This is a genomic window from Streptomyces sp. SID3343, from assembly GCF_009865215.1.
Classification (GTDB): Bacteria; Actinomycetota; Actinomycetes; order Streptomycetales; family Streptomycetaceae; genus Embleya.
In genome coordinates, this window is record NZ_WWJX01001126.1 from 16897 (window position 1) to 37880 (window position 20984).

Annotated in this window: 29 protein-coding genes and 1 pseudogene; 3 read left to right on the forward strand and 27 right to left on the reverse strand. The window is 70.0% G+C overall.

All coding sequences use genetic code 11. The features are described 5' to 3' along the window. Position 1: 1 nt before the first annotated feature. The 23 genes from GT354_RS35380 to GT354_RS35485 form a co-directional block, all read right to left on the reverse strand. A complete protein-coding gene (locus GT354_RS35380) occupies positions 2–526 on the reverse strand; it encodes a hypothetical protein (protein WP_202512658.1) in 525 nt (174 codons plus the stop codon). A 64-nt stretch (positions 527–590) separates the two neighbouring features. After that, positions 591–1025, reverse strand: a complete 435-nt coding sequence (locus GT354_RS35385; RefSeq protein ID WP_161360480.1) for a hypothetical protein — start codon at positions 1023–1025, stop codon at positions 591–593. A 66-nt stretch (positions 1026–1091) separates the two neighbouring features. Then, positions 1092–1292 carry a hypothetical protein gene (locus GT354_RS35390; protein WP_161360481.1) on the reverse strand — a complete coding sequence of 67 codons (201 nt, stop codon included), beginning with the start codon at positions 1290–1292 and terminating at the stop codon, positions 1092–1094. Positions 1293–1492: 200 nt separating this feature from the next. Further along, the gene (locus tag GT354_RS35395; protein ID WP_161360482.1) at positions 1493–1897 is read right to left on the reverse strand and encodes a hypothetical protein; all 405 of its coding nucleotides are present in this window, start codon (positions 1895–1897) and stop codon (positions 1493–1495) included. Beyond that, the gene (locus tag GT354_RS35400; protein ID WP_161360483.1) at positions 1894–2130 is read right to left on the reverse strand and encodes a hypothetical protein; all 237 of its coding nucleotides are present in this window, start codon (positions 2128–2130) and stop codon (positions 1894–1896) included. Before GT354_RS35400 ends, GT354_RS35395 begins: the two co-directional genes overlap by 4 nt. Continuing rightward, the gene (locus tag GT354_RS35405; RefSeq protein ID WP_161360484.1) at positions 2127–3050 is read right to left on the reverse strand and encodes a hypothetical protein; all 924 of its coding nucleotides are present in this window, start codon (positions 3048–3050) and stop codon (positions 2127–2129) included. Before GT354_RS35405 ends, GT354_RS35400 begins: the two co-directional genes overlap by 4 nt. Before the next feature lie 82 nt (positions 3051–3132). Continuing rightward, positions 3133–3906: a hypothetical protein gene (locus GT354_RS35410; RefSeq protein ID WP_161360485.1), complete on the reverse strand. Its 774-nt coding sequence runs from the start codon at positions 3904–3906 to the stop codon at positions 3133–3135. Positions 3907–3993: 87 nt separating this feature from the next. After that, positions 3994–4275 carry a hypothetical protein gene (locus GT354_RS35415; protein WP_161360486.1) on the reverse strand — a complete coding sequence of 94 codons (282 nt, stop codon included), beginning with the start codon at positions 4273–4275 and terminating at the stop codon, positions 3994–3996. Further along, positions 4272–5231, reverse strand: a complete 960-nt coding sequence (locus GT354_RS54910; RefSeq protein ID WP_237535788.1) for an FUSC family protein — start codon at positions 5229–5231, stop codon at positions 4272–4274. Before GT354_RS54910 ends, GT354_RS35415 begins: the two co-directional genes overlap by 4 nt. 61 nt (positions 5232–5292) lie before the next feature. Beyond that, complete coding sequence (locus GT354_RS35425; protein ID WP_161360487.1) at positions 5293–5811, reverse strand: single-stranded DNA-binding protein; 519 nt, start codon at positions 5809–5811, stop codon at positions 5293–5295. A gap of 29 nt (positions 5812–5840) precedes the next feature. Further along, positions 5841–6161: a hypothetical protein gene (locus tag GT354_RS35430; RefSeq protein WP_161360488.1), complete on the reverse strand. Its 321-nt coding sequence runs from the start codon at positions 6159–6161 to the stop codon at positions 5841–5843. Then, a complete protein-coding gene (locus tag GT354_RS35435) occupies positions 6158–7489 on the reverse strand; it encodes an AAA family ATPase (protein WP_161360489.1) in 1332 nt (443 codons plus the stop codon). The genes GT354_RS35430 and GT354_RS35435 overlap by 4 nt, the downstream gene beginning before the upstream one ends. Further along, a complete protein-coding gene (locus tag GT354_RS35440; protein ID WP_161360490.1) occupies positions 7489–7806 on the reverse strand; it encodes a hypothetical protein in 318 nt (105 codons plus the stop codon). The genes GT354_RS35435 and GT354_RS35440 overlap by 1 nt, the downstream gene beginning before the upstream one ends. Positions 7807–8417: 611 nt before the next feature. Continuing rightward, complete coding sequence (locus GT354_RS35445; protein ID WP_346012328.1) at positions 8418–10040, reverse strand: UvrD-helicase domain-containing protein; 1623 nt, start codon at positions 10038–10040, stop codon at positions 8418–8420. Then, on the reverse strand, positions 10037–10309 hold the full coding sequence (locus tag GT354_RS35450; protein ID WP_161360491.1) for a hypothetical protein: 273 nt from the start codon (positions 10307–10309) through the stop codon (positions 10037–10039). The genes GT354_RS35445 and GT354_RS35450 overlap by 4 nt, the downstream gene beginning before the upstream one ends. Next, entirely contained in the window at positions 10306–10497 is a 192-nt protein-coding gene (locus GT354_RS35455) for a hypothetical protein (protein WP_161360492.1), read from the reverse strand. Before GT354_RS35455 ends, GT354_RS35450 begins: the two co-directional genes overlap by 4 nt. 96 nt (positions 10498–10593) lie before the next feature. Continuing rightward, positions 10594–10770 (reverse strand): hypothetical protein, encoded by a 177-nt coding sequence (locus GT354_RS35460; RefSeq protein WP_161360493.1) that lies wholly within the window; start codon positions 10768–10770, stop codon positions 10594–10596. Further along, entirely contained in the window at positions 10767–12326 is a 1560-nt protein-coding gene (locus tag GT354_RS35465; RefSeq protein ID WP_161360494.1) for an ATP-binding protein, read from the reverse strand. Before GT354_RS35465 ends, GT354_RS35460 begins: the two co-directional genes overlap by 4 nt. Further along, positions 12323–12631: a hypothetical protein gene (locus GT354_RS35470; protein WP_161360495.1), complete on the reverse strand. Its 309-nt coding sequence runs from the start codon at positions 12629–12631 to the stop codon at positions 12323–12325. The genes GT354_RS35465 and GT354_RS35470 overlap by 4 nt, the downstream gene beginning before the upstream one ends. Further along, complete coding sequence (locus GT354_RS52940; RefSeq protein ID WP_202512659.1) at positions 12628–12882, reverse strand: hypothetical protein; 255 nt, start codon at positions 12880–12882, stop codon at positions 12628–12630. Before GT354_RS52940 ends, GT354_RS35470 begins: the two co-directional genes overlap by 4 nt. Next, positions 12882–14051, reverse strand: a complete 1170-nt coding sequence (locus GT354_RS35475; RefSeq protein WP_161360496.1) for a hypothetical protein — start codon at positions 14049–14051, stop codon at positions 12882–12884. Before GT354_RS35475 ends, GT354_RS52940 begins: the two co-directional genes overlap by 1 nt. A 108-nt stretch (positions 14052–14159) precedes the next feature. Further along, positions 14160–14465 (reverse strand): hypothetical protein, encoded by a 306-nt coding sequence (locus GT354_RS35480; protein WP_161360497.1) that lies wholly within the window; start codon positions 14463–14465, stop codon positions 14160–14162. Positions 14466–14642: 177 nt separating this feature from the next. Then, positions 14643–14981 carry a helix-turn-helix transcriptional regulator gene (locus GT354_RS35485; protein ID WP_161360498.1) on the reverse strand — a complete coding sequence of 113 codons (339 nt, stop codon included), beginning with the start codon at positions 14979–14981 and terminating at the stop codon, positions 14643–14645. A gap of 185 nt (positions 14982–15166) precedes the next feature. Here GT354_RS35485 and GT354_RS35490 point away from each other — a divergent pair, with 185 nt between their 5' ends. Then, the gene (locus tag GT354_RS35490; protein WP_161360499.1) at positions 15167–15574 is read left to right on the forward strand and encodes a hypothetical protein; all 408 of its coding nucleotides are present in this window, start codon (positions 15167–15169) and stop codon (positions 15572–15574) included. Between the two features lie 339 nt (positions 15575–15913). Here the strand turns inward: GT354_RS35490 and GT354_RS35495 are convergent, their stop codons facing one another. Beyond that, complete coding sequence (locus tag GT354_RS35495; RefSeq protein ID WP_161360500.1) at positions 15914–17152, reverse strand: site-specific integrase; 1239 nt, start codon at positions 17150–17152, stop codon at positions 15914–15916. Positions 17153–18107: 955 nt separating this feature from the next. Here GT354_RS35495 and GT354_RS35500 point away from each other — a divergent pair. Then, positions 18108–18959 carry a Bax inhibitor-1/YccA family protein gene (locus GT354_RS35500; RefSeq protein ID WP_161360501.1) on the forward strand — a complete coding sequence of 284 codons (852 nt, stop codon included), beginning with the start codon at positions 18108–18110 and terminating at the stop codon, positions 18957–18959. Positions 18960–19132: 173 nt separating this feature from the next. Here the strand turns inward: GT354_RS35500 and GT354_RS35505 are convergent, their stop codons facing one another. Next, positions 19133–19366, reverse strand: coding sequence for a DUF4287 domain-containing protein (locus tag GT354_RS35505; RefSeq protein WP_161360502.1), 234 nt, complete (start codon positions 19364–19366; stop codon positions 19133–19135). A gap of 110 nt (positions 19367–19476) precedes the next feature. Between GT354_RS35505 and GT354_RS35510 the strand changes: the two genes are divergently transcribed. Next, positions 19477–19908 carry a hypothetical protein gene (locus GT354_RS35510; protein ID WP_161360503.1) on the forward strand — a complete coding sequence of 144 codons (432 nt, stop codon included), beginning with the start codon at positions 19477–19479 and terminating at the stop codon, positions 19906–19908. 27 nt (positions 19909–19935) lie between these two features. Here GT354_RS35510 and GT354_RS35515 read toward each other — a convergent pair whose 3' ends face one another. Together GT354_RS35515 and GT354_RS35520 are read right to left on the reverse strand one after the other, a co-directional pair. After that, positions 19936–20544 (reverse strand): hypothetical protein, encoded by a 609-nt coding sequence (locus GT354_RS35515; RefSeq protein ID WP_161360504.1) that lies wholly within the window; start codon positions 20542–20544, stop codon positions 19936–19938. 253 nt (positions 20545–20797) lie between these two features. Further along, positions 20798–20984 (reverse strand): annotated as a pseudogene (locus tag GT354_RS35520) (acetyl-CoA C-acyltransferase); the annotation flags it as partial.

The following is a 20984-nucleotide window of genomic DNA, read 5'->3' on the forward strand; positions in this document are numbered from 1 at the left end:
CTCATCGATCATCACCGTCCCCCTCGCCGCGGCCGTGGCGCTCGCGGTGCCGGCGGATAAGGCCAGCCATGATGTCGGCGAGCATCGACCGTGCATCTTCGGCGCCGTCGCCCTGGTCGTGGACGTCGAGCTTGAGGTGTTTGTCGAGGGCGATGCCGAGGGCGGTGTACGCCTCGCGGGTCTCGCGCAGTGGTGGGAGCGTGAGCGTCACCAGCTCGGGCCCGTCGGGGCCGCGCTCGTAGTAGGAGTACGGCTCCCAGGCCCGCCGACGCAGGCGCTCTGCGTCCGTGAGGAGCGCCGACTTCAGCTCGGCTCGTTGGGCGGCGAGGTCGACCACCCGCGCGCGCGTCGCCGTTTTGGTCTTCGACCGGTCGAACGCGTCCGCGCGGCCCGCTTCTCGTGCAATGACCGTGACGGTCGAGGAGCTGACGCCGTGCGCGCGGGCGATGGCGTTCCGGCTGAGCTTCCCGGCCCGAATGTCGACCAGGATCGCGGCGCGCACGGTGTCGTCGAGGCGGGGAGGCACATGGTCACCTCCTCGCATGGGTGAGGCCCTGCGGGGAGCGCAGGGCCTCGGTGTCGCGTCGGCGTCAGTACGTCGGGCAGATGTGCTTCCGGACGGCGTCGAGGATGGCGGCCGACTTGGTCGGGCCGAATCCGCTTGGGTGGTTCGGGCTGCTGAACCGCTGCTCGACCAGGCCGATGAGCTTGCTGCGGTCCGTCGGCCAACTCTTGACCGACTGGCATTGGCTCTTGCCGCGGCTGACGGCCTTCTCTTCCTTGGCGTGGACGATGTCCGGGTCGATCGCCTTCAGCTCGGTGATGTACCGGGCCCAGGTCGCCTTGTCGGGGTCCGGCGGTAGGCCGGCGTTCTCGGCGATGGCGGCCTTCTGCTCAGGTGTGAGCGTGGACGGCGGGTCGCTGGCCTTGCCTGCGGGCGCCGTCGTGCTGACCTTCGGCGCGGCTGCCTTGGGTTCGGCTTTGTCGTCCTCCGTGCAGCCTGCGGCGGCGAAGAGCAGGGTCATGCTCGCTGCGGTGATGCCAAGTCGGGTGATGCGTCGCACTGTGCCCCCAGGTGTGGATGTCCTGGGTTAGACCGTCGGGGCGGCCGTAGGGTTGTGCGGCGGGTCGATTTGGTCGGCTGCGGCACGGAGCGCGTCGGCGACGGCGGCAGTGGTCAGGGTGACGACGCCGGTCGTTTGGTCTACGTCCAGGGTGACCGTGCCGATCATTGCTTCGCCGGCGTCGCCGACTCGCATGTAGAGCGGCAGTGTGCCGATGGTGGCGGGCATGGTTCTCCAGCCGCTGGGGGTGGGTTGGTGCGCGGACCCGTCCGCCCACGGGTCCGCGCCGTGCTGGGCGCGTCAGGGCGGGCCAAGGGGTAGCTGATGCACGAGAGCCCCGGGCCGGTGTGGGCTCGGGGCTCTCGGGGTGTTTCGGCGCATGCCGAAGTCACAAGCTGTGGATAACTCCTGAAGGGTAGGTCACGTGATCACTCGGCGCAACCACTGTTGTCGCTCCTCCCCCACGTACCGTACCGCCGCTCTACACGGTGCTGCCGCCCGCGCTGACCTGGGATGTAGGCGTAGAGCAGCGCCGACCCGGGCGGTGGGGGAGGGATGGGCGCGCCGGTGAGGAGCGGCTCGACGTCGTCGCGGTGGACGCCGCGCCGCCCGCCGACCGAACCGACTCGGACCTGTGGGCGGACCGGAACGCCGTGCGCGTCGAGGAGGTCGCGGAGCGCCTGGTCGTCGCGGTCGACCCAGTGCCGGTAGCACCGCAGGGTCGCGTACAGCTCGGCCAGGTGCACCGCGCGCCGGTGCTCACCGATGATGGCGAGCACCAGCACGAGGTACGCCTCGCTCCGCATCGCGGCGCGGGTGGGGATCGAGGTCACTGCATCCCGCGCAGCGCGAGCGCGAGGCCGCCGAGCATCAGGGTGCCCAGGATGAACCAGAGGCGGGCGGTCTTGCCCGCTTCGCTCTTGCCTGCCTTGCGCCATTGGCCGCCGATGTAGCCACCGATGCCGAACGTGAGCGCGAGGCCGACGCCGATCTGCTTTGGGTTGACGGCGCGTTCGTCGGTTGCGGTCTGGGCGAGCATCTGGCCCGCGATCTCGTTGAGGCTCATGCGCGTGCCGCCTTCTTGACTGCGGCTTCACGGGCGCGCTTCAGCGTGGTCCACACGGTGGAGCGCACCACGGGACCGTGGACGTCCTCGACGGCGGCGACGACGTCGTCGAGGGTGTCGATGCCGGCCTCGACAAGGTCCCGGACGGTGTCGGCGATGCTGGGTGAGGCGTCGTCGACATGCCTGGTGGGGGCCGTGTCGATGGTGTCGACGACATGGCGCACGGTGTCGATGTCGGTGTCGATGCCGACCGCGTCGAGCTGGTCGACGAGCTGCTCGGGGCTCGCGGTGGGCATGGTCGCGGCGGCGGCGCGAATTGCGGCGCGGATGGTCGCGGTTGCCCGGGCGGGCTGCTCGTCGACGGGTGACGGCGCGTCGGTCCGCATGGGGTCGAGGTTGTCGAGGCGGACGCCGACGGCGGCGCGCAGGGTCCGCCAGGAGCGGACCGGGAACATGCACCAGGCGATCAGCGGGACGCGCGGCAGTAGTTCGGCGACGAGGCCGCGCTCGACGAGGACGGTGTCGCGGACGTCGCGGCGGTGGAGCTCGAACAGTAGCTCGACCATGCCGGAGAGGCTGGCGAACGCGATCGCGGCCGCGATGCCGCCGATGGCGTGTCCGTGGTGGTAGTTGAGGATGCCGGCGACGCCGACGAACGCGAAAATCGAGGCCCTGGGCAGTCCCGCCCCTGTGCCTCGTTCGACGGCGCGGCGGGCGTATTCGGCGGCGAGTAGGCCGGCGGCGTCGAACATGATGCTGATGCCGTAGGCGAGGCTGGTGGGCATGCCCCAGCGGGTGAGCTGGTCGGAGATGGACCAGGCTGCGGCGGCGAGCATCATCGCGAGGACGACGAACCAGGCGAGGCGAACGATGCCGGACGATCGGCGTCGAGGCGCGGTCGTAGGGTGGGCGGTAGCCATTCGGTGATCTCCTGCGTGGATCTCGGTGGTGAGGCGTCCGGCCGGGGTTCAGAGCCCGGCCGGGCGCCGTTTGCGTTGTGGGTCAGCCGGTGTTGAGCTCGGCGTACAGGCGGTCCTGCTCGGCCTGGGTGAGCCCGGTGCCTCGGCGGCCGACCTCGGCCGCGTCGACCAGCGGGTCGCGGGTTGCGGGAGGAGCACCATGGGTGAGCGCGCGGCCGAGCGCGGCGAGGTCGTCCCACCTCCACATCGGCCGGCCCTGAATCCAGGTGGTCGCTGGCGCTTCGCAGACCTTGACGGTGCCGGTGCACTCGACGTGCGGACCGAGCTCGTGCGCCGCGTGCACGAGGAGCGGCGAGCCGCACCAGGGGCAGGGTTGGAGCAGTCGCAGGGGCCGCTCATCGCCGAGACCGAGCACGGTGATGATCTGCCGGGCGACCGGCCGGAGCGTCCTGTCCATCCACTGGGTGAGTTCGCGGCCGTTCGCGTGGTCGCCGAGCCAGGTTCGGTACCGCGCGAGGTCGGCGCACGCCGCAGGAACGGTCAGAGGGTTGCCGGTGGCGCGGCGGTACAGGGTGAGGCCGAGCCCGGACCGCACCTCGGCCTCGACGTACAGGAGGCCCTGTTCGGCGACGCGTGCGACCTGGACGGCGGACAGGTCGGCGGCGGCCGGGGACGCGCCGCGGCCGAGCGTGGACCGCTCCTGCCGTTCGATCCGGTCCCGCTCGGCGATGGCCTCGGCCAGGTGGCGTCCGATGTGGCTGGCGCGCGGGCGGCGGGTGCCGGGCATCGACGCCGCGCGCAGGTCGGCCCAGTGCTCGGCGATGATCTCGGCCGGTGTGGCGGTGTCGGTCTTCACAGCGGTCTCCTGCGGTCGTACGGTGGTGGGCCCTCCCCAGGGATGCTGGGCCCGCGCTGACCTCCACCAGCGCGGGCCCGTGGTGCGTCACCAGGCGTTGCCTAGGAGGTCGGTCTCGTCGTCGGTGTCGGTGTGGGTGGCGGCCGGTGCGTGGGCGGGCTCGGGCTCGAGGAGCGCCATGACCGACGCGACCGTGGCACGGTCGCCGCCGATCACCACCGTGACGGTGAGGCCGCGCCGGAGTAGGCCGCGCAGGAGGTCCCGCCATCCCAGGTAGACGCTGTGGCGCACGAACGGGTCGGCGAGCGGGTGCTGGAACGCGATGGTGCGGTCGTCTATGCACGTCGTGACGTGGTAGCGGTCGGTCATGCGTCGATCCACACGATGCGGGTGGCGCCGCCGTGGCCGTGGATGCGTTCGGCGTCGGTCATACGGTCCCAGGTGACGGTGGACGGGTGCTCGCCGCGCCACCGCAGCGAGGCGGTGCCGTCCGGCCACAGCACGCCGTCGGCAACGCGGCCGATGCCGGACGCTCCGGTGACGTCAACGTCGCGGTCGAGGTAGAAGCGGCGCGGTTGCTGTTCGACGAGCCGTGCGATGGGGTGGTCGTCCTCGACGGCGGGGGCTGGCTCCTCGAGGGCTTCGCGGATACGGCGAACCGCGTCGAGCACCTCGGCGGCCTCCTTGTCGTAGTCGTCGACCCACTCGGCGACGTCCGTCTCGATCCGCGCGAGTTCGACAACGACTCGTACGAGCGCGCCGGCGAGCCGGACGCGCTCCGTGTCGGGCGATAGGCCAGGTTGGTTAACAGCGTCGGCCGTGGCGCGCAACCGGGTGACGGCCTCGCCGCGGCCTGGGTCGAGCTCGTGATCTTGCGGCAGCGCCGCAATCGTGTCGGCCACGGTGCGCAGGGCGGTTGCCCATGCGGTACTCAGGTCTTCCTCGGCGCTGCGGTGGAGGGTGGCGAACATGCGGGCGTGGTCGCGGATCCACTCGACCTCGACGACAAGGCGGGGTGCGTGCTCGGCGAGCAGGCGCCGCATTGCCGGGTCTACCTCGGCGAGTTCCTCGGTGGTGGCGTTGTCGTCGTCGATGCGGGCGACGGCGGCCAGGTCGGCGCGGACCTGGTCGAGCTCGGGCGCGGTGTCGAGGCCGCAGCCGCGGCGGATGGCGGCGATGAGTTCCTCGGCACGGTCAGGGCGGATGAACACGCCGACGTCGGCGACGGTGACGGAGATGCCGCCGCCCGGGTCGTCGAGCGGCTCGATGGTGAGCTCGTCTCGGGCTTCGTCGAGGAAGTGGTACTTGGGGATGCGCTCGTTCACGTCTCGCTCCTGGTGGTGGGTGGTGCCGGGCGCCCGCAGGTGGGGCGCCCGGCAGGCGGGCTTAGAACGGGGGTTCGTTGGCGGCGTACTGCTGGCCGCCGTAGCCGCCGTTCTGCGGGGCGGGTGTGGCCCACGGGTCGTCAGGTGCGGGGCCGCCGTTCTGCTGACCGCGCGGGGGCTGCTGCCGTGCGCCGCGCTGCTGCTGTGCGCCGCCGCCGAGCGAGGCCTTGGTGACCTGAGCCGTGGCCCACTTCAGCGACGGGCCGATCTCGTCGACCTCCAGCTCCACGACGGTGCGCTTCTGGCCGTCCTTCTCGTAGGACCGCTGCTTCAGCCGGCCCTGGGCGATGACCGCGCTCCCCTTGGCGAGCGACTCCGCGATGTTCTCGGCGAGCTGCTTCCAGGCCGAGCAGCGGAGGAACAGCGCCTCGCCGTCCTTCCACTCGTTCGTCTGCCGGTCGAAGACGCGCGGGGTCGAGGCAATGGTGAAGTTGGCGACGGCGGCGCCGTTCGGGGTGAAGCGCAGTTCGGGATCGGCGGTCAGGTTGCCGATCACGGTGATGACGGTGTCTCCGGCCATGCGGGGTGTCCTCCTGGTGATGCGGGTGGTCAGGTGAGGGGGCTGCCGAACGGCGGCAGGCTCGGGTCCTCTGCGACACGCTCGGCGTATCGCAGGGCGGGGACACCGTGGCCGTAGAGCAGTACGTCGTAGCCGAGGAACCGGCCCTTGCCGTAGATGAAGGCCGCGTTCTTGGTGGTCAGGGTGTGGACGGCGACCTTGAGGAGCTCGCACCACTGCTCCCACTCGTCGAGGGAGGTTGGGTTGGTGTGGACGGACAGCGTGTTGTCGGTGCAGTCGACGCGAGTCGGATAGGGCAGGCCGGCGCGGGCCGCAGCACCGCCGAGGATGTTGCCGATCGGGTTGGTCACGAGAGGGCTCCGGTGTCGGACCGCCCGTTGCGGTCCGCGTCGACGGGCATGTACGGGGTCCACGGCCATTCGCCCTGGGTGGTCCAGCCGCCGCGGATGAATCGCGGCCAGTTGCGTTCGTCGCGGGCACCGCGCCAGGGGACGATGCGGCGGGCCCGGTCCTCCTCCGCCGAGCGGGTGTCCTCGACGGGACGCAGGCCCATGCCGAACTCGGGCCAGCGGAGCCATAGCGAGGAGCCGACGGGGGCCAGGCCGCGCGGACCGAACCCAGACGCTTTGGCTGCGTGCGCCTCCATGACGAGCGCGCATCCGGCGGTGACGCGGGCCTCGGTGAGCGCGAGCGTCACCTTTCGCGCGTGCTCCTCGCTGTTCGGGTCGCCGGTGTGCAACTGGTAGATGGGGCCGATGACGAGCAAGTCGGGCATGACGTCCTCGACGCGCCGCATAAGCCAGGCCCGGCCGTCGGCGCGGGTGAGGTCGACGCCCTCGGGGCGGCAGTGGATGTGCAACTGACCGCGCTTGACCGGGTGGTGGATGCGTTCGGCCGTGTCCATCAGGCTGCGGTACCGGCGGCGGGACTGGGCCTCGGAGTTCTCGCAGTCGAGGACCAAGACCCTCTTCGGCCCAAGTGTGTTCGGCTCCTTGCCGAACGGCAGGACGCCGGCCGCGGTCGCCACCGCGATCTGTCGCAGCAGCACCGACTTGCCGCCTCCCTCACCAGCGGTCCAGATGACGCGGTCGCCGCGCTCCAGGTAGCCGGGCAGGACCCAGTCGGGCTCGTCGTCCTCGACCTGAAGGAAGTCGTGGATGTCCTGAACGCCGACGTCTTCGCTTGCACGGCCTCGGTCGCGGACGTCGCGGGTGATGGTGACGGCGCGCTCGGCCAGGTCGTCGGATCGGCCCGCCGTGCCGTAGCCGAGCTGGGCGATCGAGATGCCCGCTCGGACGACGGCGCGCCGCAGCGACAGGGCGCGGATGCGGCGGATGTACCAGCTGGCGTCGGCGGCGGGCGGTGGGGACGCGGCCAGGGTGTGGATGTACGGCGGGCCGCCCACGCGGGCCAGGTCGCCGGCGGCCTGGAGTTCGGCGACGACGGTGTGCGCGTTGATCGACTCGCCCTGCTCGTCGAGCCGCAGCATCGCGCGGAGGACGGTCTCGTGTGCGGGTCGGTAGAGGTCGCTGGGCTGGACGGTGCGGAGCACGTCGCGAACGGCGTGACGGTAGATCAGGCAGCAGCCGAGGAGGGCCTGTTCGGCGTCGATGTCGTGCGGTTCCATGCGGTCGACGGGCGAAAGCTCGTCGGGCTGGTAGTCCTCGGGGTCGCTCATCAGAACACTCCGTTGTCGGCGTAGGTCTGGTGGATGGGTTGGCGGGCCGCAGCGCAGGCGGCGTCGGCCGCGGCCTTGTCGCGCTGCTCGGTGGCCTTGAGAACCAGGCGGTCGTACTGCTTGCGGAGCGTGGGCATCGACATGACGTTCGACTTCCAGAACGAGTCGGCCTGGCACCAGTCGATGGCCCGGATGATGCGCTCGACGCTGCGGCCGTCGAGGTCGATCAGTCGACGTGCTTCGTCACGCCACTCCTGGTTGATCCGGGGCCGTCGGCTGCCGTTGCCCTCGATGCGGTCGGCGAGGTGTTGGCACACCTGCTCGACGTCGGGGCGGGGGGAGGGAAGAGAGGTACTACTACTTACTTCAGGGACTCTTGTGGTCAGCTCCTGACCTAGGTCAGCTCCTGACCCAGCCCCCATCTGTCCGGGTTCGCCAGGTTGGGCTAGGTCAGCTCCTGACCCAGGCTGGGTCAGCTCCTGACCTAGGTCAGCTCCTGACCCAGCCCCTGTTTGGGATGAATCGCCGGTAATAGCTAGGTCAGCTCCTGACCCAGCCGGGACGTGGATCGAGTACTCGCACTGGGCGTGATCTCGCCGCGCGTCGGCCACCGACGGCGACGTGTACGCGATCCACCCGGCCTCCACCAAGGTCTTGCGGTGGGTCAAGAAGGTCCCCTTCGCCATGCCGGTCGCGGCCAACAGAACCGACTGCGCGGGCTGGTGCTCGCGGGGGATCACGCCGGTGTCGACGTCGGCCCACGTCGCGAGAGTCAGCGCCAGGAGACGCGACAGCGGAGGCAGCGCGGACCGACGTATCGCCCGCTCGAACTCGAACCTGCCTGCCACGTACGAACCTCTCGGGTGGTGCTGCTGGGACGGTGGTTGGTCCGTGGCCGGCGGGTCGGGTCGCCGCTGGGCCACGGGATCTAGTCGGTGACGGCGGTCACCGTGTCGCGCCAGGCGAGCGCCTCGCAGTCGAGGCGGTGCCGCGCCCGGGTCACCGCGACGTACGCGAGCCGCGCTTCCTCGCGGCGGATGGTGACCGCGCCCGAGCGCGGGTCCGGCTTGGGCGGACGGAAGTCGCCGTGGATTCGGACCGAGCTCCACTCGCGGCCCTTGCTGCGGTGCGCGGTCGACACGACCAGCTCGGCCTGGTCCTCGCCGACGAGCCGATCGACCGCGCCGAGGATGCGATCCGGACCGTGCTGGTCGACCAAGTCGACGAGCACGCGCATCGACCCGTCCTCCTCTTCGGCGTACTCACCGAGCTGACCCCAGGTGCCGAACCCGGACAGCTCGGGATGGTCGGTGGGCTTGCCGGCCTGGAGATCGCGGGCGGCGTAGGCAAGCATCTTGATCGGACCGCTACCGCCAACGAGGGCGGTCCGCCGGCCCGCGGCGAGGGCTTCGAGGACCACGCCCATTGCGCCCGCGTTGGTGCGGCACAGGATTGCGTCGGGGTCGGGCACGTCCTCGACGAGGGACTCGGTGGCGTCGTGACCGCGCAGCCGCAACGGACCACCGACCCAGTACAGCCACGCGTTCGCCTCGCTCGCGACCGCCGGGCCGAACCTGAACGACTGGCTCAACAACAGCTCTTCGGCGCCGGCCTTGATGAACCGGGCCAGCGCATCGCGGGCACCGCGCCACTCGTAGATCTGCTGTGCGGAATCGCCGACGACGACCCGTTGCGCGTGGTCCTGGCGCCGAATGACGTCGTATAGAACGTCGTTCGTGTCCTGCCCCTCGTCCAACATCAGGACATCGCACGCGAGCCGCGGTACCGACCTGGCCCACATCTTGAGGTAGTGGTCGTGAGTCATCCTGACCGCGCCGTCCTCGCGTTCGAGATCGGCCCAGGCCGCGCGGGCGACCGGGAGCACGAGCGCGGCGAGTTGCTCGCGGGCCTCGGCTCGGCCCAGGTTCACCACGGCCGGGAGATGGCGCGCGGTGATATCGGCGTCGGCCGAGTGGCACCATGTCTCGACGGTGTCGAGCGCAAGCCGCATGATCCGGCGCGTCGGGAACGGCACCGGGCTACCGGTGTCTGCGACGACGTGCGGCGTGGGCGCGCCGTGTTCGCGACCGAGGACGCGCATCACATCGAGCGCCTGCCCGGCCTGCAACGCGGTTTGCCGCGGCATGTTCAGCCGGGGCAAGTACTTCGGGTTGAACGCGAGGGCATGTCCCGTTTGGCACACCGCGTTCGACGGGAATGACCGTGCCAGGTCGGCCGCCGCCGCCTTGTTGTAGGCGACGGCCTGGATACGGGCGCGTCGGTCGGACTGTGCGATCAGCCGCAGCGTCGAGGTCTTGCCGCAACCGGCACCGGCCTGGATGACCAAGTCCACGCCGTCGCCGTACGTCGCAACGGCCTCGGCCTGTTCGGCGGTGGGGTCCATGCGGGGCGGCTCCTGGCGGGTGCTGGGTTGGTTGCCGGGTGCGTGGTCGTCGCAGCGAATGCCGGCCTGGTAGGGGTGGCCACCGATGCCGCACGGCCCAGTCGGGGTGCCCCACGTGCAGGCGCGAACGGCGGTCGTGGTGCTCACGCGGTGCTCGCGACCGTGCCGCCGAGCTCGGCGTACAGGGCGACGCAGGCCGCGCACGAGCAGGTCTCGCGGCGATCCGACTTCGCACCGGGCGGGGTGATCTTGGTGATCGGCCGCCCGGTCATGGTCCAGGTGGGCAACAGTTCGGGCTCCGCGACGGGCCTGTACTTGCGGCAGGTGCAGGTGCGCAGACTGTCCCGGCACTCCTCGTTCGCTGGGTGACGGGTCGGGGTGTGGCCGCACTCACAGCGGTGGATGATCAGGCTCATCGGTGGTCTCCCTGGGTGGGCCAGTACTCGATGGGCGTGTTGGCGTAGGCGTCGAGGCGGAGCTCGCAGCGCCAGCAGCACTGGCCGTCGTAGGTGTCGTGGGTGTCGGGCTGGCACATCCAGCACGTCGGGTCCGGGTCGTCGACCAGGTACGTCGGTGCCCGGTCGACGAGCTCGTCGAGGGCCATGTGGGTGTTCCATCTGCCTCGACCACCGGCGGATGACGTACTCGGCGAGCAGGCCGGCGGCGAGGCCCGCGAGGACGGCGCCGGTGATGATGACGATCAGTTCCACGAGTGGACCTCCCAGCAGACCGAGCAGCGCCAGCCGGAGCGGCGCCAAGTGCCCATGCGCGGGGTGCCCTGGCAGGTCGGGCAGTGGCCGAGGATCGGGGCGGCGGTGGGGGCCGGGCGGCCCGGGGCACGCATGCCCCGGACCACCGCCACCACGGTGCCGATCACGCCGCCTGCGGCTGCGGCGCCGCGGCCTCGTACCGGCCGAGCTCGGCCGCGCGGTCGTCGGTCGGCATCTGCTGTACCAGGGTGAGCGCGTCGAGCACGCGCCCCGCCTCCGGGACGGTGAGTTCCTTCATCGTGAGGACCGGGCGCCGGACGATGCCCGCGACGATCGCGAGGCGGCGCGCGCGCTCGCGGCTCTCGACGCCGACCGCTGCCATCGCGGTGGCGATCGCGCGGGTTTGACCCGCACTGGCGAACTGGCCCTGCTGAGGCGTGCCCCACTGGCCGGGCGTGGGCACCTCGGCACCGGGCGTGGACTGCTGCTCGGGCTGCGGCCGGGCGCCCGCGAGGTCACCGAGCCGGCCGTCGATCATCCGGTGCAGCGGGATCGTGCCGCCGTCGAGCACCGGCACCTCGCGCGCCAGGAGGCCGCCGTCGGTCGCGGTCTGCCGGCACGCGGCGAGCGCGGCCGGATCCGACCACCCGGCTCGGATCGCGTCGAGCAAGAGCGGCAACCGGTCGACCGGCGGCGCCGGTTCGACGGCGGCCTGCTCGACCGCGCGCTCCGGTGTCGGCTCCTCGGTGTGCTGCGACCGCTCCGGCTGCCGCACCGGGTCGGCCAACGGCGTCGGCGTCGGCGTCGAGGTCGCCGACTGTGCCGCCGCCGCGCGGAGCTGGTGGGCACGCTCCACAATGAACGCGCCAAGCCCCATCGGCACCCTGGTTGTCGGATGCAGCACCGCCGACGCAACGAGCTGACGGCGTGCCACCTCCGCATGCAGCTCACGTAGCCCGTCCACCGTGGCGTCGGCGGCCACCGCCCGATCCAGATACGTTGCCGGATCGGCCATCTCAGCGCCGTCGCTCAGCCACTCCAGGAGCGTGACCGCCACGCCCGCGTCGGGCCGGTTGATCACCGACCCGTTGAGCGCCGGGCACCGCGTCTTGCCGACCGAGAGGGTGTTCTCCAGGTCCATGCTGGCGACCACGTCGAACTCGTACTCCAGGCCATCGCGCTGCTCCGGCTTGGTGCCGATCTTCTCCGGCGCGGGCTTCCCGTTCTTGTTGGTCCCGATGACCCACTCGGACTTGACGCGCATCGTCACGATGACGTGCCCGGGGTAGGCCAGCAGGGCATCGATCATGTCCCGTTCGTACGGCCTGGCTTCCTTCCAACCGCCGAACCCACCGCCGGAACCCTTGCGTTGGCCGATCGCGTCGACCAGTTCGAGCATGCCGCCCCGGCCCATCCAGAAGTGGGAGAGCGAGTCGACGACGACGCAGCCGTAGCCGGCGGACCCGGCGGTGGCGAGTGCGCCAATCAGGTCACGCGGGTCGTAGGTGACCATCTGCAAGGTGTCGAAGTCGAAGCCGTCGCCGCTGGATCCGCGGGCGTACTTGCTGGCCGAGCCGCGCTCGGTGTCGATGACGGCGACACGGGGCGACAGTGCGCCGGCCAGGGTCAGGGCGGTGAACGTCTTGCCGGCCCCGCTCGGGCCGTCCAGCGCGATGCGCGCCTTGCCCTGCTCGCGGGTGGCGGGGGTGAACGTGAACGTCATCGGGTGTCTCCCGGGATGTGGTCGGTGGTGTGCCAGCGGCCGTCGGCCCACCAGGCGAGGAGCCACGCCGACGGGTCGCGCCCGTCGGCGGCGTCCTCGGAGCGCAGGAGGGCGACGGTCTCGATCGAGTAGTGCCGTTCGGCGTGGCCGGGTGAGCCGTGCCGCGTAGCGCGGCCGACGTGCCCGACGACGCGGCCGGCGGCGTCGAGGTCGGCACGGTGGACGACCCCCCACGCTGCGGCAGTGGCCGGCGGGGCCGCCGCCCCCGAGATGGGGGCGGCGGTCGTGGCGGTGGGCGCGGTCACCGGCGGGCCCGCCGCAGGTCGGCGAGCGCACGCCCGACGGCCGAGCACCAGGTCGAGCACCAGTCCCGCGCGGGCTCTGACGAGGCGGGCACGTCGGTGCGGTACCAACCGGCGGCCGGGGCGTCGCCCTCGGCGGGCCGACCGCAATCCTCGGTCGGGCAGCGGTCGACGACGGGCGCCCGGTACTGGGCCGGTTTTGACTCGCCGGTCATCCCCTTGTTCCACGCCTTCGCGCTCTTGCGGGCGGCCATCAGGAGTCCTCTCCGAACATGCCGTCGATGTCGCGGCCGAGGTCCGGGTCGTGCTCCTCGGTCGCCGCGCGGCCCTCCTCGCACTCCGCCTCGTACATCTCGGCGTCGTGGATGTGGGTGTCGGCGATGAGCCGGGCGTCGTCCCAGTACGAACCGCACCGCACGTCGTCGCCGTCGATGTCGCCGCCGGACAGGTACCACCCGCGGTCGAGCCGGGTCAGGGTCCAGGTGCCGCCGTCGCGCTGGTACCTCAGATCCTCGACGCGGGTCCAGGCGGGCAAGACCTGCGCAGTCGGGACGGCCGACAGCTTGTCGAGCGGGCCGCACTTCTCGCGGAGCCGATCGAGCGACCAGATGCACAGACCAAGGCCGTCGACCAGGCGCGCCGAGGGCGGTGTGCCGTCGATCGCGCCCCAGGCCCGACCGACGCGGTCACGCCAGTAGGTCGGCGGCGTGGTGTCGGGCAGGGGGTCGGTCGGTTCGGTCGGGGCAGGCTCGACCTGAGCGGCACACGCCAGCGCACAGACGCGCAGGGACCCGCCGCCGGGCACGTAGCCGATCGCCCTGGACTCGGCCATGTACATCAGGCCGCACCGCGCGCACGCGTAGCCATCGAGCTGGGCCCGGGTCAGCCCCTCGCCGGACATCTCGCGGGAGGCGAAATCCTCGTCGGGCGCGGGGTCGCACGGGTCCGCCGGCTGCTCGACCTGCTCGATCGGCAGTACCTCGGCCGTGTCCGCGTCCCACGTTGCCGTGCGCATGCTGCCGAGCGGTCCTTGGTGGCGACCGTCGTGACCGGGCGCGAGGGCGCAGCGGGTGTAGCCGGGCCCGCCGAACTCGGCAGTGCACGCGTCGACGACGCCGACGCCGGACAGGAAGAGCGTCGCTGAGCCGTGCGCGATCTCGACACCGTAGGTCTGGCGGTCGGCCCGGCAGGATCCGAGCGTGCGGAGCTCGGCGTTGAACAGCGCCGCCCATTCGACCAAGGCCGCGTGCACCACGTCGTCGTCGGCCTTGGCGTGCGTGCCGCGCACGCTGCCGTCCTCAGCGATGTGCCACTCCAGGACGGGCAGGCTCGGGTTCAGGGCGATCGTGCCAGCGACGAGCGCTGCGGCAATGGCCTGGGACGACATCGGCCGGCCGATCGGAATCTGGATACTGTGGGTCATGTCCTGTGCCACCTATCTGTGATGGGTCGGGTGGTGCGGGCAGAGGCCGTGTCGTTGGCGAGACCGGGTGGAGCCGGTCGTCGACGGGGCGGCCTCACCCGCGAGGGTTCAGCTCGACGACGCGCGGCTTCGGCGCGGCTTGAGGTCGGGAAACTGCTGGGAGCGCCGCGATCCGCGCGGCGTGATGTCGAGCGCGGCGGCCGTAGCGAGCGGGATCGGCGAGACGGCGGGCACGATCTCGTGCAGACGCCCGATCTCGACGAGGTGCTCCGGGGTGAACGACACCGAGGCGCCGAACTTGCAGTGGGGCAACCGGCTGATGTTTTCGGGCAACCACGACTTCGCGCAGTGCAGGATCGCTGTCGCCTCGTCGTAGTCGTAGAACACCGGCGGAGCGGTGGTCAGCGCTGTCACGCCGACCTCGCACGCCGGGCCTCGGCGGAGCGGCGGCCCATTGCGGCGTAGTGGGCACGGCGGGCAAGCCGAGCCGCAGCCTCACGATCCGCGGCGGACAGGGTGCCCAGCGGGTCCACCAGATTGGCGAATCGAATTGCGTTCGCAGCCCGTGCCGCAGCGGTTCGGCTCGCGCGGTCAGACGTCAATTTCCAGCTCTTTTCCGACGCCGATCGAGCTCGCGCAGTGCGTTGTTCCGGGGTCATCTGCCTCTCCTTTCTGGTCGCTCACGCACATGTTCGTGAGTGTTGAGGGCGGCAAAAGGTCAACGATTTGGACATGAAGGGCCGTGGCGATCTGGTCGGCCTCGTCCTCGGCGAGCCGCGGGCGCTTACCCGTCATGAGGCCGTGGATCTTGCTGTGGGACATTCCGACCTGATCAGCCAGGGATCGCGTGCTGTGGCCTACCAGGCGGGTCGGCTTGGACATTGCTTCACGCACCCGATTCGGGTCCAGAAGCAACTCGGGGGTATCCAATGTCTTCTCCGCTCACGCTCACGTTCGTGAGCAATCTAAGCACAGCGTTGACGGCCTGTCTACGCTGACCCCCTGCGGCTGGAATTCGCTGTGGCGTGCGGGCGACTTTTCAGCCCCCGCTGTTCGCCCACGCTCATGAGCGTAGACACTGTGTACACACTCGCCGTATGAAAGGGGTGCACCACATGGGCGCCATCGACGTGGACGACTCGGCGCTGAGCCGGCTGCTGAGCGAGAACATCGGCAAGGGGCTCCGGGTTTCGAGTCAAAGAGCCTTCGTGGAACGGGCTATCGATCCGGACTCGAAGTACCAGGTGCCAGCCGGGCTCGTCGCCAAGATCATGAACCGCACTGGCCGCGTTCATCCGACGCCGGCCCTGATCTCGGCCATCGCAGCTGGGCTCGATCTGCCGCGGGCCGTAGTGGAGGCTGCGGCGCTACGCCAGTACATCGGCATTGAGGTCAGTCGGGTGGCTGGACAGGATGTCTACCACGCGCCCGGAATGACGGTTGAGGACATGCCACTGACGCAAGCTGTGATCGAACGTGAGACCGATGTGACTGATGTGACTAATGAGTCGAACGACGAGTAACTGATCAATCACGTAAATGATCTCTATGTGTTTCAGCGGTGTGTCTTAGAGCGACGCGGCGTATGGTGATCCAACCTCACGGGCGTTCGCACGGGCGTTCGACCAGGGATGTTTGGTCGAATCTCGACGGCAAGAGGAGGGGGAGCGCTTGATCAACCGTCCCGTTCGGCTCCAGATAGAGACACTCGATCACGGCGTTTACGTCGTCCCCATCGACCGACCAACCGAGCGCGTGCTCGTGGTACCCGATGGGGACATAACCCCAGAATTGGCTACAGCTCTGAGTGATGCCTTCACCGCTGTATTGCAGAAGGCTGCCGACGAGCGGAACAGCACCAACTAGCTGATCAGCAGTCGCAGTTGAGGGGTTCCGATCCCACTCAGTGTCGCCTCGACGGCCGCGAGCATCGCGTCATCGATGTCGGGCAGCAGATGCCCATATGTGTCCACGGTGGTCTGGATCGACTCGTGGCCGAGGCGGCGTTGAATCGCTGGCAGAGGAGTGCCCGCAGCGATCAGCGCGGCGACCGCCGAGTGCCGTAGGTCGTGCGGCGTCGGATCCTTGTCCAAGCCGAGCGCGGTGGCCTTCTTTACTGCACGCTCCCACCGATCGCCGAACGAGGAGTAGTGCAGCCTGTTGCCGGCATCGTCGACCAGGAGCAGAGCCTTCTTCCCCTTGCCTTGGCCGAGCTCGTCGAGCGCGTCCACGACGGTCGGTGTGATTGTCAGGGTCCGTCGGCTCTTCTTCGACTTCGGCGCACCCATGTAATAGGTGCCGTCATCGCGTCGTTTCCAGGCTCGCTGTACTCGCACGGCGGGCCGCGTGCCCAGGCGCACCAGGTCTTGCGGTTGCAGCGCCGTCAGCTCACCGTAGCGAACCGCGGTTCCGTAGGCGATCGTTGCCGCGAGCTGGTCCGTCCGGCGGCTGAAGCAGGAGATGAGGAGAGCGACCTCATCGGGCGTCAGGAAGCATTGCTCGTCCTCGATCTCGTCATCGACGCGAGGAAGGTTGATGCCGACACAGGGGTTGCGTGTGCGGATCTGCGGGTCATGGTCGACAGCGGCCTGAAGGATCGACGACAACAGGCCGTGCAGGTTGCGGACCGTTTTCGGGCTGAGACGGCGGTACTTGGTGTTGCCCTCCGCGTCTTTCCCCTTGGGGTACGTGGACCTCTCCAGGTTGTTGACCCACAGCCGCACGGCCTCGCTGTCGATCTCGTCGTTCACTCGGACGTTGGCGTCGCCGAACGTCGGGTACATCCACGCCGCGACATCGCGCATGTAATCCGCGCGCGTTCGCGACTCGACGCCGGTTCGGGAGTTGATCACCCGCGGGGCCCACTCGCGGAAGAGGATCGGCGCATCGGCGACGAGGGCTGCCGCCGACGGGTCGACGAAACCATGCCCCCGGATCCAGCCTTCGGGTTTCCGGCCGCCGTTGGCCTCGATCAGGAGTTTGAACGCCTCGGCCTGGGTGGGGGAGTCGAACGACTCGGTCGGTTGTCGGCCGTCCTCGCGCCACAGGACCACATGGGTGATTCCGCCGTCCGCGCGGGACCGTACTCGGATGCTCGCCATGTGACGGAGGGTAGAGCAACCGCACGATCGTTTGTGTTGTCTCTGCCAACAGAGATAGCCGCTCGTTCCGATCCGTTGACCCCTAGTCCCGGCTCATCCGGTCCTCTCACCAGCACGAACGCGGAATGCGCAGGTCAGGAGGGTGCCCGGAACGGGTTCGAGTCCCGCTCCGGGGACCACATGATCATGGCTCTGACCTGCGTCGGAGCCCCAAATCAAGATCCATTTCGCGGACCGGGTCCGACCCGTGTCAACGACCTCGCGGTCCATGATCATCGACAGTCACCCCCTGTAGGCCACCCAGCGCCCTTTCGCGAGGTCTCCCCGGAGGGCCGGAATCCATCAGATTCGCGATCGATGCCATCGCGAAATCGATCCCGGGGCTACCGAGGCTCACGCATCGCGTCTCGCGGCCACTGCAACGGACCCCTCCGCAACAGCTCCTCCGCAGAGCAGACCACGCACGCCGCACCCGGCGCACGGCCGCGATGGACAGCAGCCTCCCGCCGGACCGCCCCCCGCCGGACCGCCCGCTCGCCGGATCGATCGCGCGCCTCGACACCCTGCGACGAGCAGGCGTGACGACTTCCGCCGCCTCCGGCGCGTCGGGCGCGGTTCAGGTCCCGCTCCGGGAGGACCGGAACAAGCGGTCGACCTGCACGAACAGGCGCGCCCCCACCACCTCGCGGCGACGGGCTCGGGCGGCCTGTGTCGGTTGCCGGGCTACGTTCCGAGTCCGTGGCATCCTTACCTCGTCGTGCAGCGCAGGGTGTCCCGCACATACGGCCATCGACATTGTGATGGCTGCCATCCGAACTTTGATCACCGGACGGTGACGGCGGGCACAAAACGCGTGTTCACGAACGTTGTAGGGGAAGGATGGGACCCCAAGCGCTTTACTTGGGGATTACTCTCTTAAGCCACGACCCCCACCAGGGGGCATGGAGGAGATGACATGAGGAGCAGCAACCCGGTGCTCACGCGGCGGGGGGCGTTCGAGACCGACCGGCAGCAGCCCGCCGGTCACGGAGCGCCGCAGCCCGGGCAGCACGGTACCGCCTACGACAGGCAGCAGGCGCCACTGCAGCCGATGACGCCCGAACAACTGCAGGAGATGTACCAGGCCCAGTCGGCCGGTCCGCTGCAGACGGGCCGGATGACGATCGACGACGTGGTCGCGCGCACCGCGATGACGCTGTTGACGGTCGTCGTCACCGGCGCGCTGTCGTGGGCGTTCCTGCCGTTCGAGAACTTCGGCTGGGCGGTCGGCGCCGCGCTCGCGGCGTTCGTCGTCGCGATGGTGGTGACGTTCAAGAAGGAGATCAGCCCGGCGCTCGTACTCACGTACGCCGCGCTGGAAGGTGTCTTCCTCGGCGCCATCAGCCACGCCTTCGAGTCGCAGTACAACGGCATCGTGGTGCAGGCCGTACTGGGTACCGCGTCCGTGTTCGTCGGTGTCCTGGTCGCGTACAAGTCCGGCTGGATCAAGGTCACGAGCCGCTACGCGCGGATCGGCATGGCCATCGCGATCGGCTTCGTGCTGCTCACCTTCGTCAACCTGCTCGCGATGCTGATCGTGGGCGGCGACGGCCTCGGCCTGCGCAGCGGTCCGCTTGGCATCGTCATGGGCATCCTCGGCATCCTCATCGGTGCGTTCTTCCTGTCGCTCGACTTCAACGAGATCGAGCAGCTCGCAGGGCAGGGCGTTCCGGAGAAGGAAGCCTGGCGGGCCGCGTTCGGCCTGACCGTCACCCTGGTGTGGATCTACCTGGAGGTCCTGCGTCTGCTGTCGATCCTGCGGGACTGACGCGCGGCACGTACGACGTCGTGACAGACGCGAAGTGGCGGTGCCCGAAAGGGCACCGCCACTTTTGTGTATGCGGGAGTGTGTGCGCAGGGGCGGATACGGTCAGCGCCGCAAGGATGTTCGCAGGGGTCTTCGACAGGCGAGCGACAGTGGTTCGACGGTGGGCCGGGGGATCAGCTGACCCCGCCCGGCGCGTGCCGACGACGATCGTGCTCGCGGACGATGGCCAGCGCGTGGCCGTGTCCGAGGTTGTGTTCCCCCTGGAGCCAGGACACGCGGTCCTCGAATCGGGAGAAGGCAGGACCGGCTTCGATCTCCTTGAACCAGTCGGGGAGTTCGCGGCCTGTGCAGGCCGGGACCCTCGCCACGAGGTTCCGGTGGGTCTCTTCGGAGAAGTGCAAGGACATAAGCGCCTCCGGTGAGCGTTCCGTTCCCCGAGGGTGCATGACGGGCGAACGGTTGGCAAGCGGTCGGAACCCGGCCGACGTGCGGGCATCGCAGTCGGTACGCTCCGGCTATGTCGTCCCGCATCCCCACCCCGCCGGCCGGGAAACCGTCCGTTGCCCTCAGGGTTGACGTCAGTGCGTTCACGAAGGAGTCGGGGGCCGTCGCCGATCGGCTTCGCCACCTGTCCGAGGCGCGCCTCAAGGCGCCGCTGACGGCTCGTCAGGAGACCTCGCCGAGCCGGGCTCGGGCGGGGCTCGAACTCGCCCAGTGCCTGGCCGATCTCGCCGCCGCGGTGGAGGGCGAACCGCTGCGCGAGGTGCCCGATCTCGGCGTCTTCGTGGTCGGCGATCAGGTCGCGGTGACCTCGGGTGACCTGGCCCGGGCGCTGGCGCCGTTGCCCGCGGATCACGTGCTGATCATGCAGGACGGCGAACGGGAAACCGCCGGCGACCTCGTGCGCAGGGCACGCGAGGTGGTCAAGGTGCTGTCGGCGGCGATCTGATCCGGCCGCAGAGTCGGACGGGAGGATCTAGGCCGGCGGGCGTACGTACACGCGGTCGACGAGCGCGTAGGCGGTGGACTCGTCGATGCCGAAGGTGAGCGCGTAGCCGCCGCCGATCTCGGAGGTGCCGAGCAGGCGCACCGCCCGGCCCATCGACAGGGCCATGTCTATCAGCGACGTGGCCTCGGGGTCGCCGGGCATGACCACCAGCGAGCTGCCGTCGGCGAAGTCGAGTACGTCCAGGCCGCCGGTGCCGCCGCCGGGGGAGCCGTAGCGCACGCGCGTGACGGGGGTCGCCCCTGCGGCGAGGCCGGTGAGGTACTCGCCGGTGAGGTGGGTCGGCAGGAGCGGGGTGAGGTTCTCCGACGGGTGCGGGCGGCGGCCGTCCGGGCCCTGCTCGCCGTCGTCGGTGGATCGCGTGCTGCCGTCGTCGAAGTAGCCGGGGCGGGGCGCGCGGGGCACGGTCATCGGTGGCCGCTCGTGCTCGTGGCCGCGAAACAGGTGGTCCACGAACGCCTGGTCCCAGATCTCCGCGGACCCGCGGGTCCGTCGACGGGCCACCCGCCGGACGACGGCGGTCACCGCGACGGCGCACGCGGCGGTGACGAGGACGGGGACGATGTACGCGTTCGGCATGACTTGATCCGCAACCCTTTGGACAACCCGAGGACACTCTCCCCTCCAGGGTCGCGCCCTCCGGCGGTTGCCGCCAGAGCGTGACGTCCCGACTCGACGGGACCTCGGGATTCGACCCGGTTGGTGACCGCGGGGGTGGGGTGGGTGACTGTACCGGCCGACCCGAGGGCACCGCGTCGGCGGCCGGCGGAGCACGCGCGAAGCCCGCCCGGCAGCCGGGCGGGCTTCGCGTGGATCGGCGGGTGAGGCCGGGTCAGCTCAGGCGTTCGAGGACCATCGCCATGCCCATGCCGCCACCGACGCACATGGTCTCCAGGCCCCACTGCTTGTCGTGCCACTGCAGCGAGTTGATCAGCGTGCTGGTGATGCGCGCGCCGGTCATCCCGAACGGGTGGCCGATCGCGATCGCGCCGCCGTTGACGTTGACCTTGTCCAGGTCG

Excerpts from the sequence above, each read along its gene's own strand:
- GT354_RS35385 (WP_161360480.1), bottom strand. The coding sequence starts at position 1,025 with ATGACCCTGCTCTTCGCCGCCGCAGGCTGCACGGAGGACGACAAAGCC.
- GT354_RS35390 (WP_161360481.1), bottom strand. The coding sequence starts at position 1,292 with ATGCCCGCCACCATCGGCACACTGCCGCTCTACATGCGAGTCGGCGAC.
- GT354_RS35400 (WP_161360483.1), bottom strand. The coding sequence starts at position 2,130 with ATGAGCCTCAACGAGATCGCGGGCCAGATGCTCGCCCAGACCGCAACC.
- GT354_RS35405 (WP_161360484.1), bottom strand. The coding sequence starts at position 3,050 with ATGGCTACCGCCCACCCTACGACCGCGCCTCGACGCCGATCGTCCGGC.
- GT354_RS35415 (WP_161360486.1), bottom strand. The coding sequence starts at position 4,275 with ATGACCGACCGCTACCACGTCACGACGTGCATAGACGACCGCACCATC.
- GT354_RS35425 (WP_161360487.1), bottom strand. The coding sequence starts at position 5,811 with ATGGCCGGAGACACCGTCATCACCGTGATCGGCAACCTGACCGCCGAT.
- GT354_RS35435 (WP_161360489.1), bottom strand. The coding sequence starts at position 7,489 with ATGAGCGACCCCGAGGACTACCAGCCCGACGAGCTTTCGCCCGTCGAC.
- GT354_RS35450 (WP_161360491.1), bottom strand. The coding sequence starts at position 10,309 with ATGAGCCTGATCATCCACCGCTGTGAGTGCGGCCACACCCCGACCCGT.
- GT354_RS35455 (WP_161360492.1), bottom strand. The coding sequence starts at position 10,497 with ATGGCCCTCGACGAGCTCGTCGACCGGGCACCGACGTACCTGGTCGAC.
- GT354_RS35465 (WP_161360494.1), bottom strand. The coding sequence starts at position 12,326 with ATGACGTTCACGTTCACCCCCGCCACCCGCGAGCAGGGCAAGGCGCGC.
- GT354_RS52940 (WP_202512659.1), bottom strand. The coding sequence starts at position 12,882 with ATGGCCGCCCGCAAGAGCGCGAAGGCGTGGAACAAGGGGATGACCGGC.
- GT354_RS35475 (WP_161360496.1), bottom strand. The coding sequence starts at position 14,051 with ATGACCCACAGTATCCAGATTCCGATCGGCCGGCCGATGTCGTCCCAG.
- GT354_RS35490 (WP_161360499.1), top strand. The coding sequence starts at position 15,167 with ATGGGCGCCATCGACGTGGACGACTCGGCGCTGAGCCGGCTGCTGAGC.
- GT354_RS35495 (WP_161360500.1), bottom strand. The coding sequence starts at position 17,152 with ATGGCGAGCATCCGAGTACGGTCCCGCGCGGACGGCGGAATCACCCAT.
- GT354_RS35500 (WP_161360501.1), top strand. The coding sequence starts at position 18,108 with ATGAGGAGCAGCAACCCGGTGCTCACGCGGCGGGGGGCGTTCGAGACC.
- GT354_RS35505 (WP_161360502.1), bottom strand. The coding sequence starts at position 19,366 with ATGTCCTTGCACTTCTCCGAAGAGACCCACCGGAACCTCGTGGCGAGG.
- GT354_RS35510 (WP_161360503.1), top strand. The coding sequence starts at position 19,477 with ATGTCGTCCCGCATCCCCACCCCGCCGGCCGGGAAACCGTCCGTTGCC.
- GT354_RS35515 (WP_161360504.1), bottom strand. The coding sequence starts at position 20,544 with ATGCCGAACGCGTACATCGTCCCCGTCCTCGTCACCGCCGCGTGCGCC.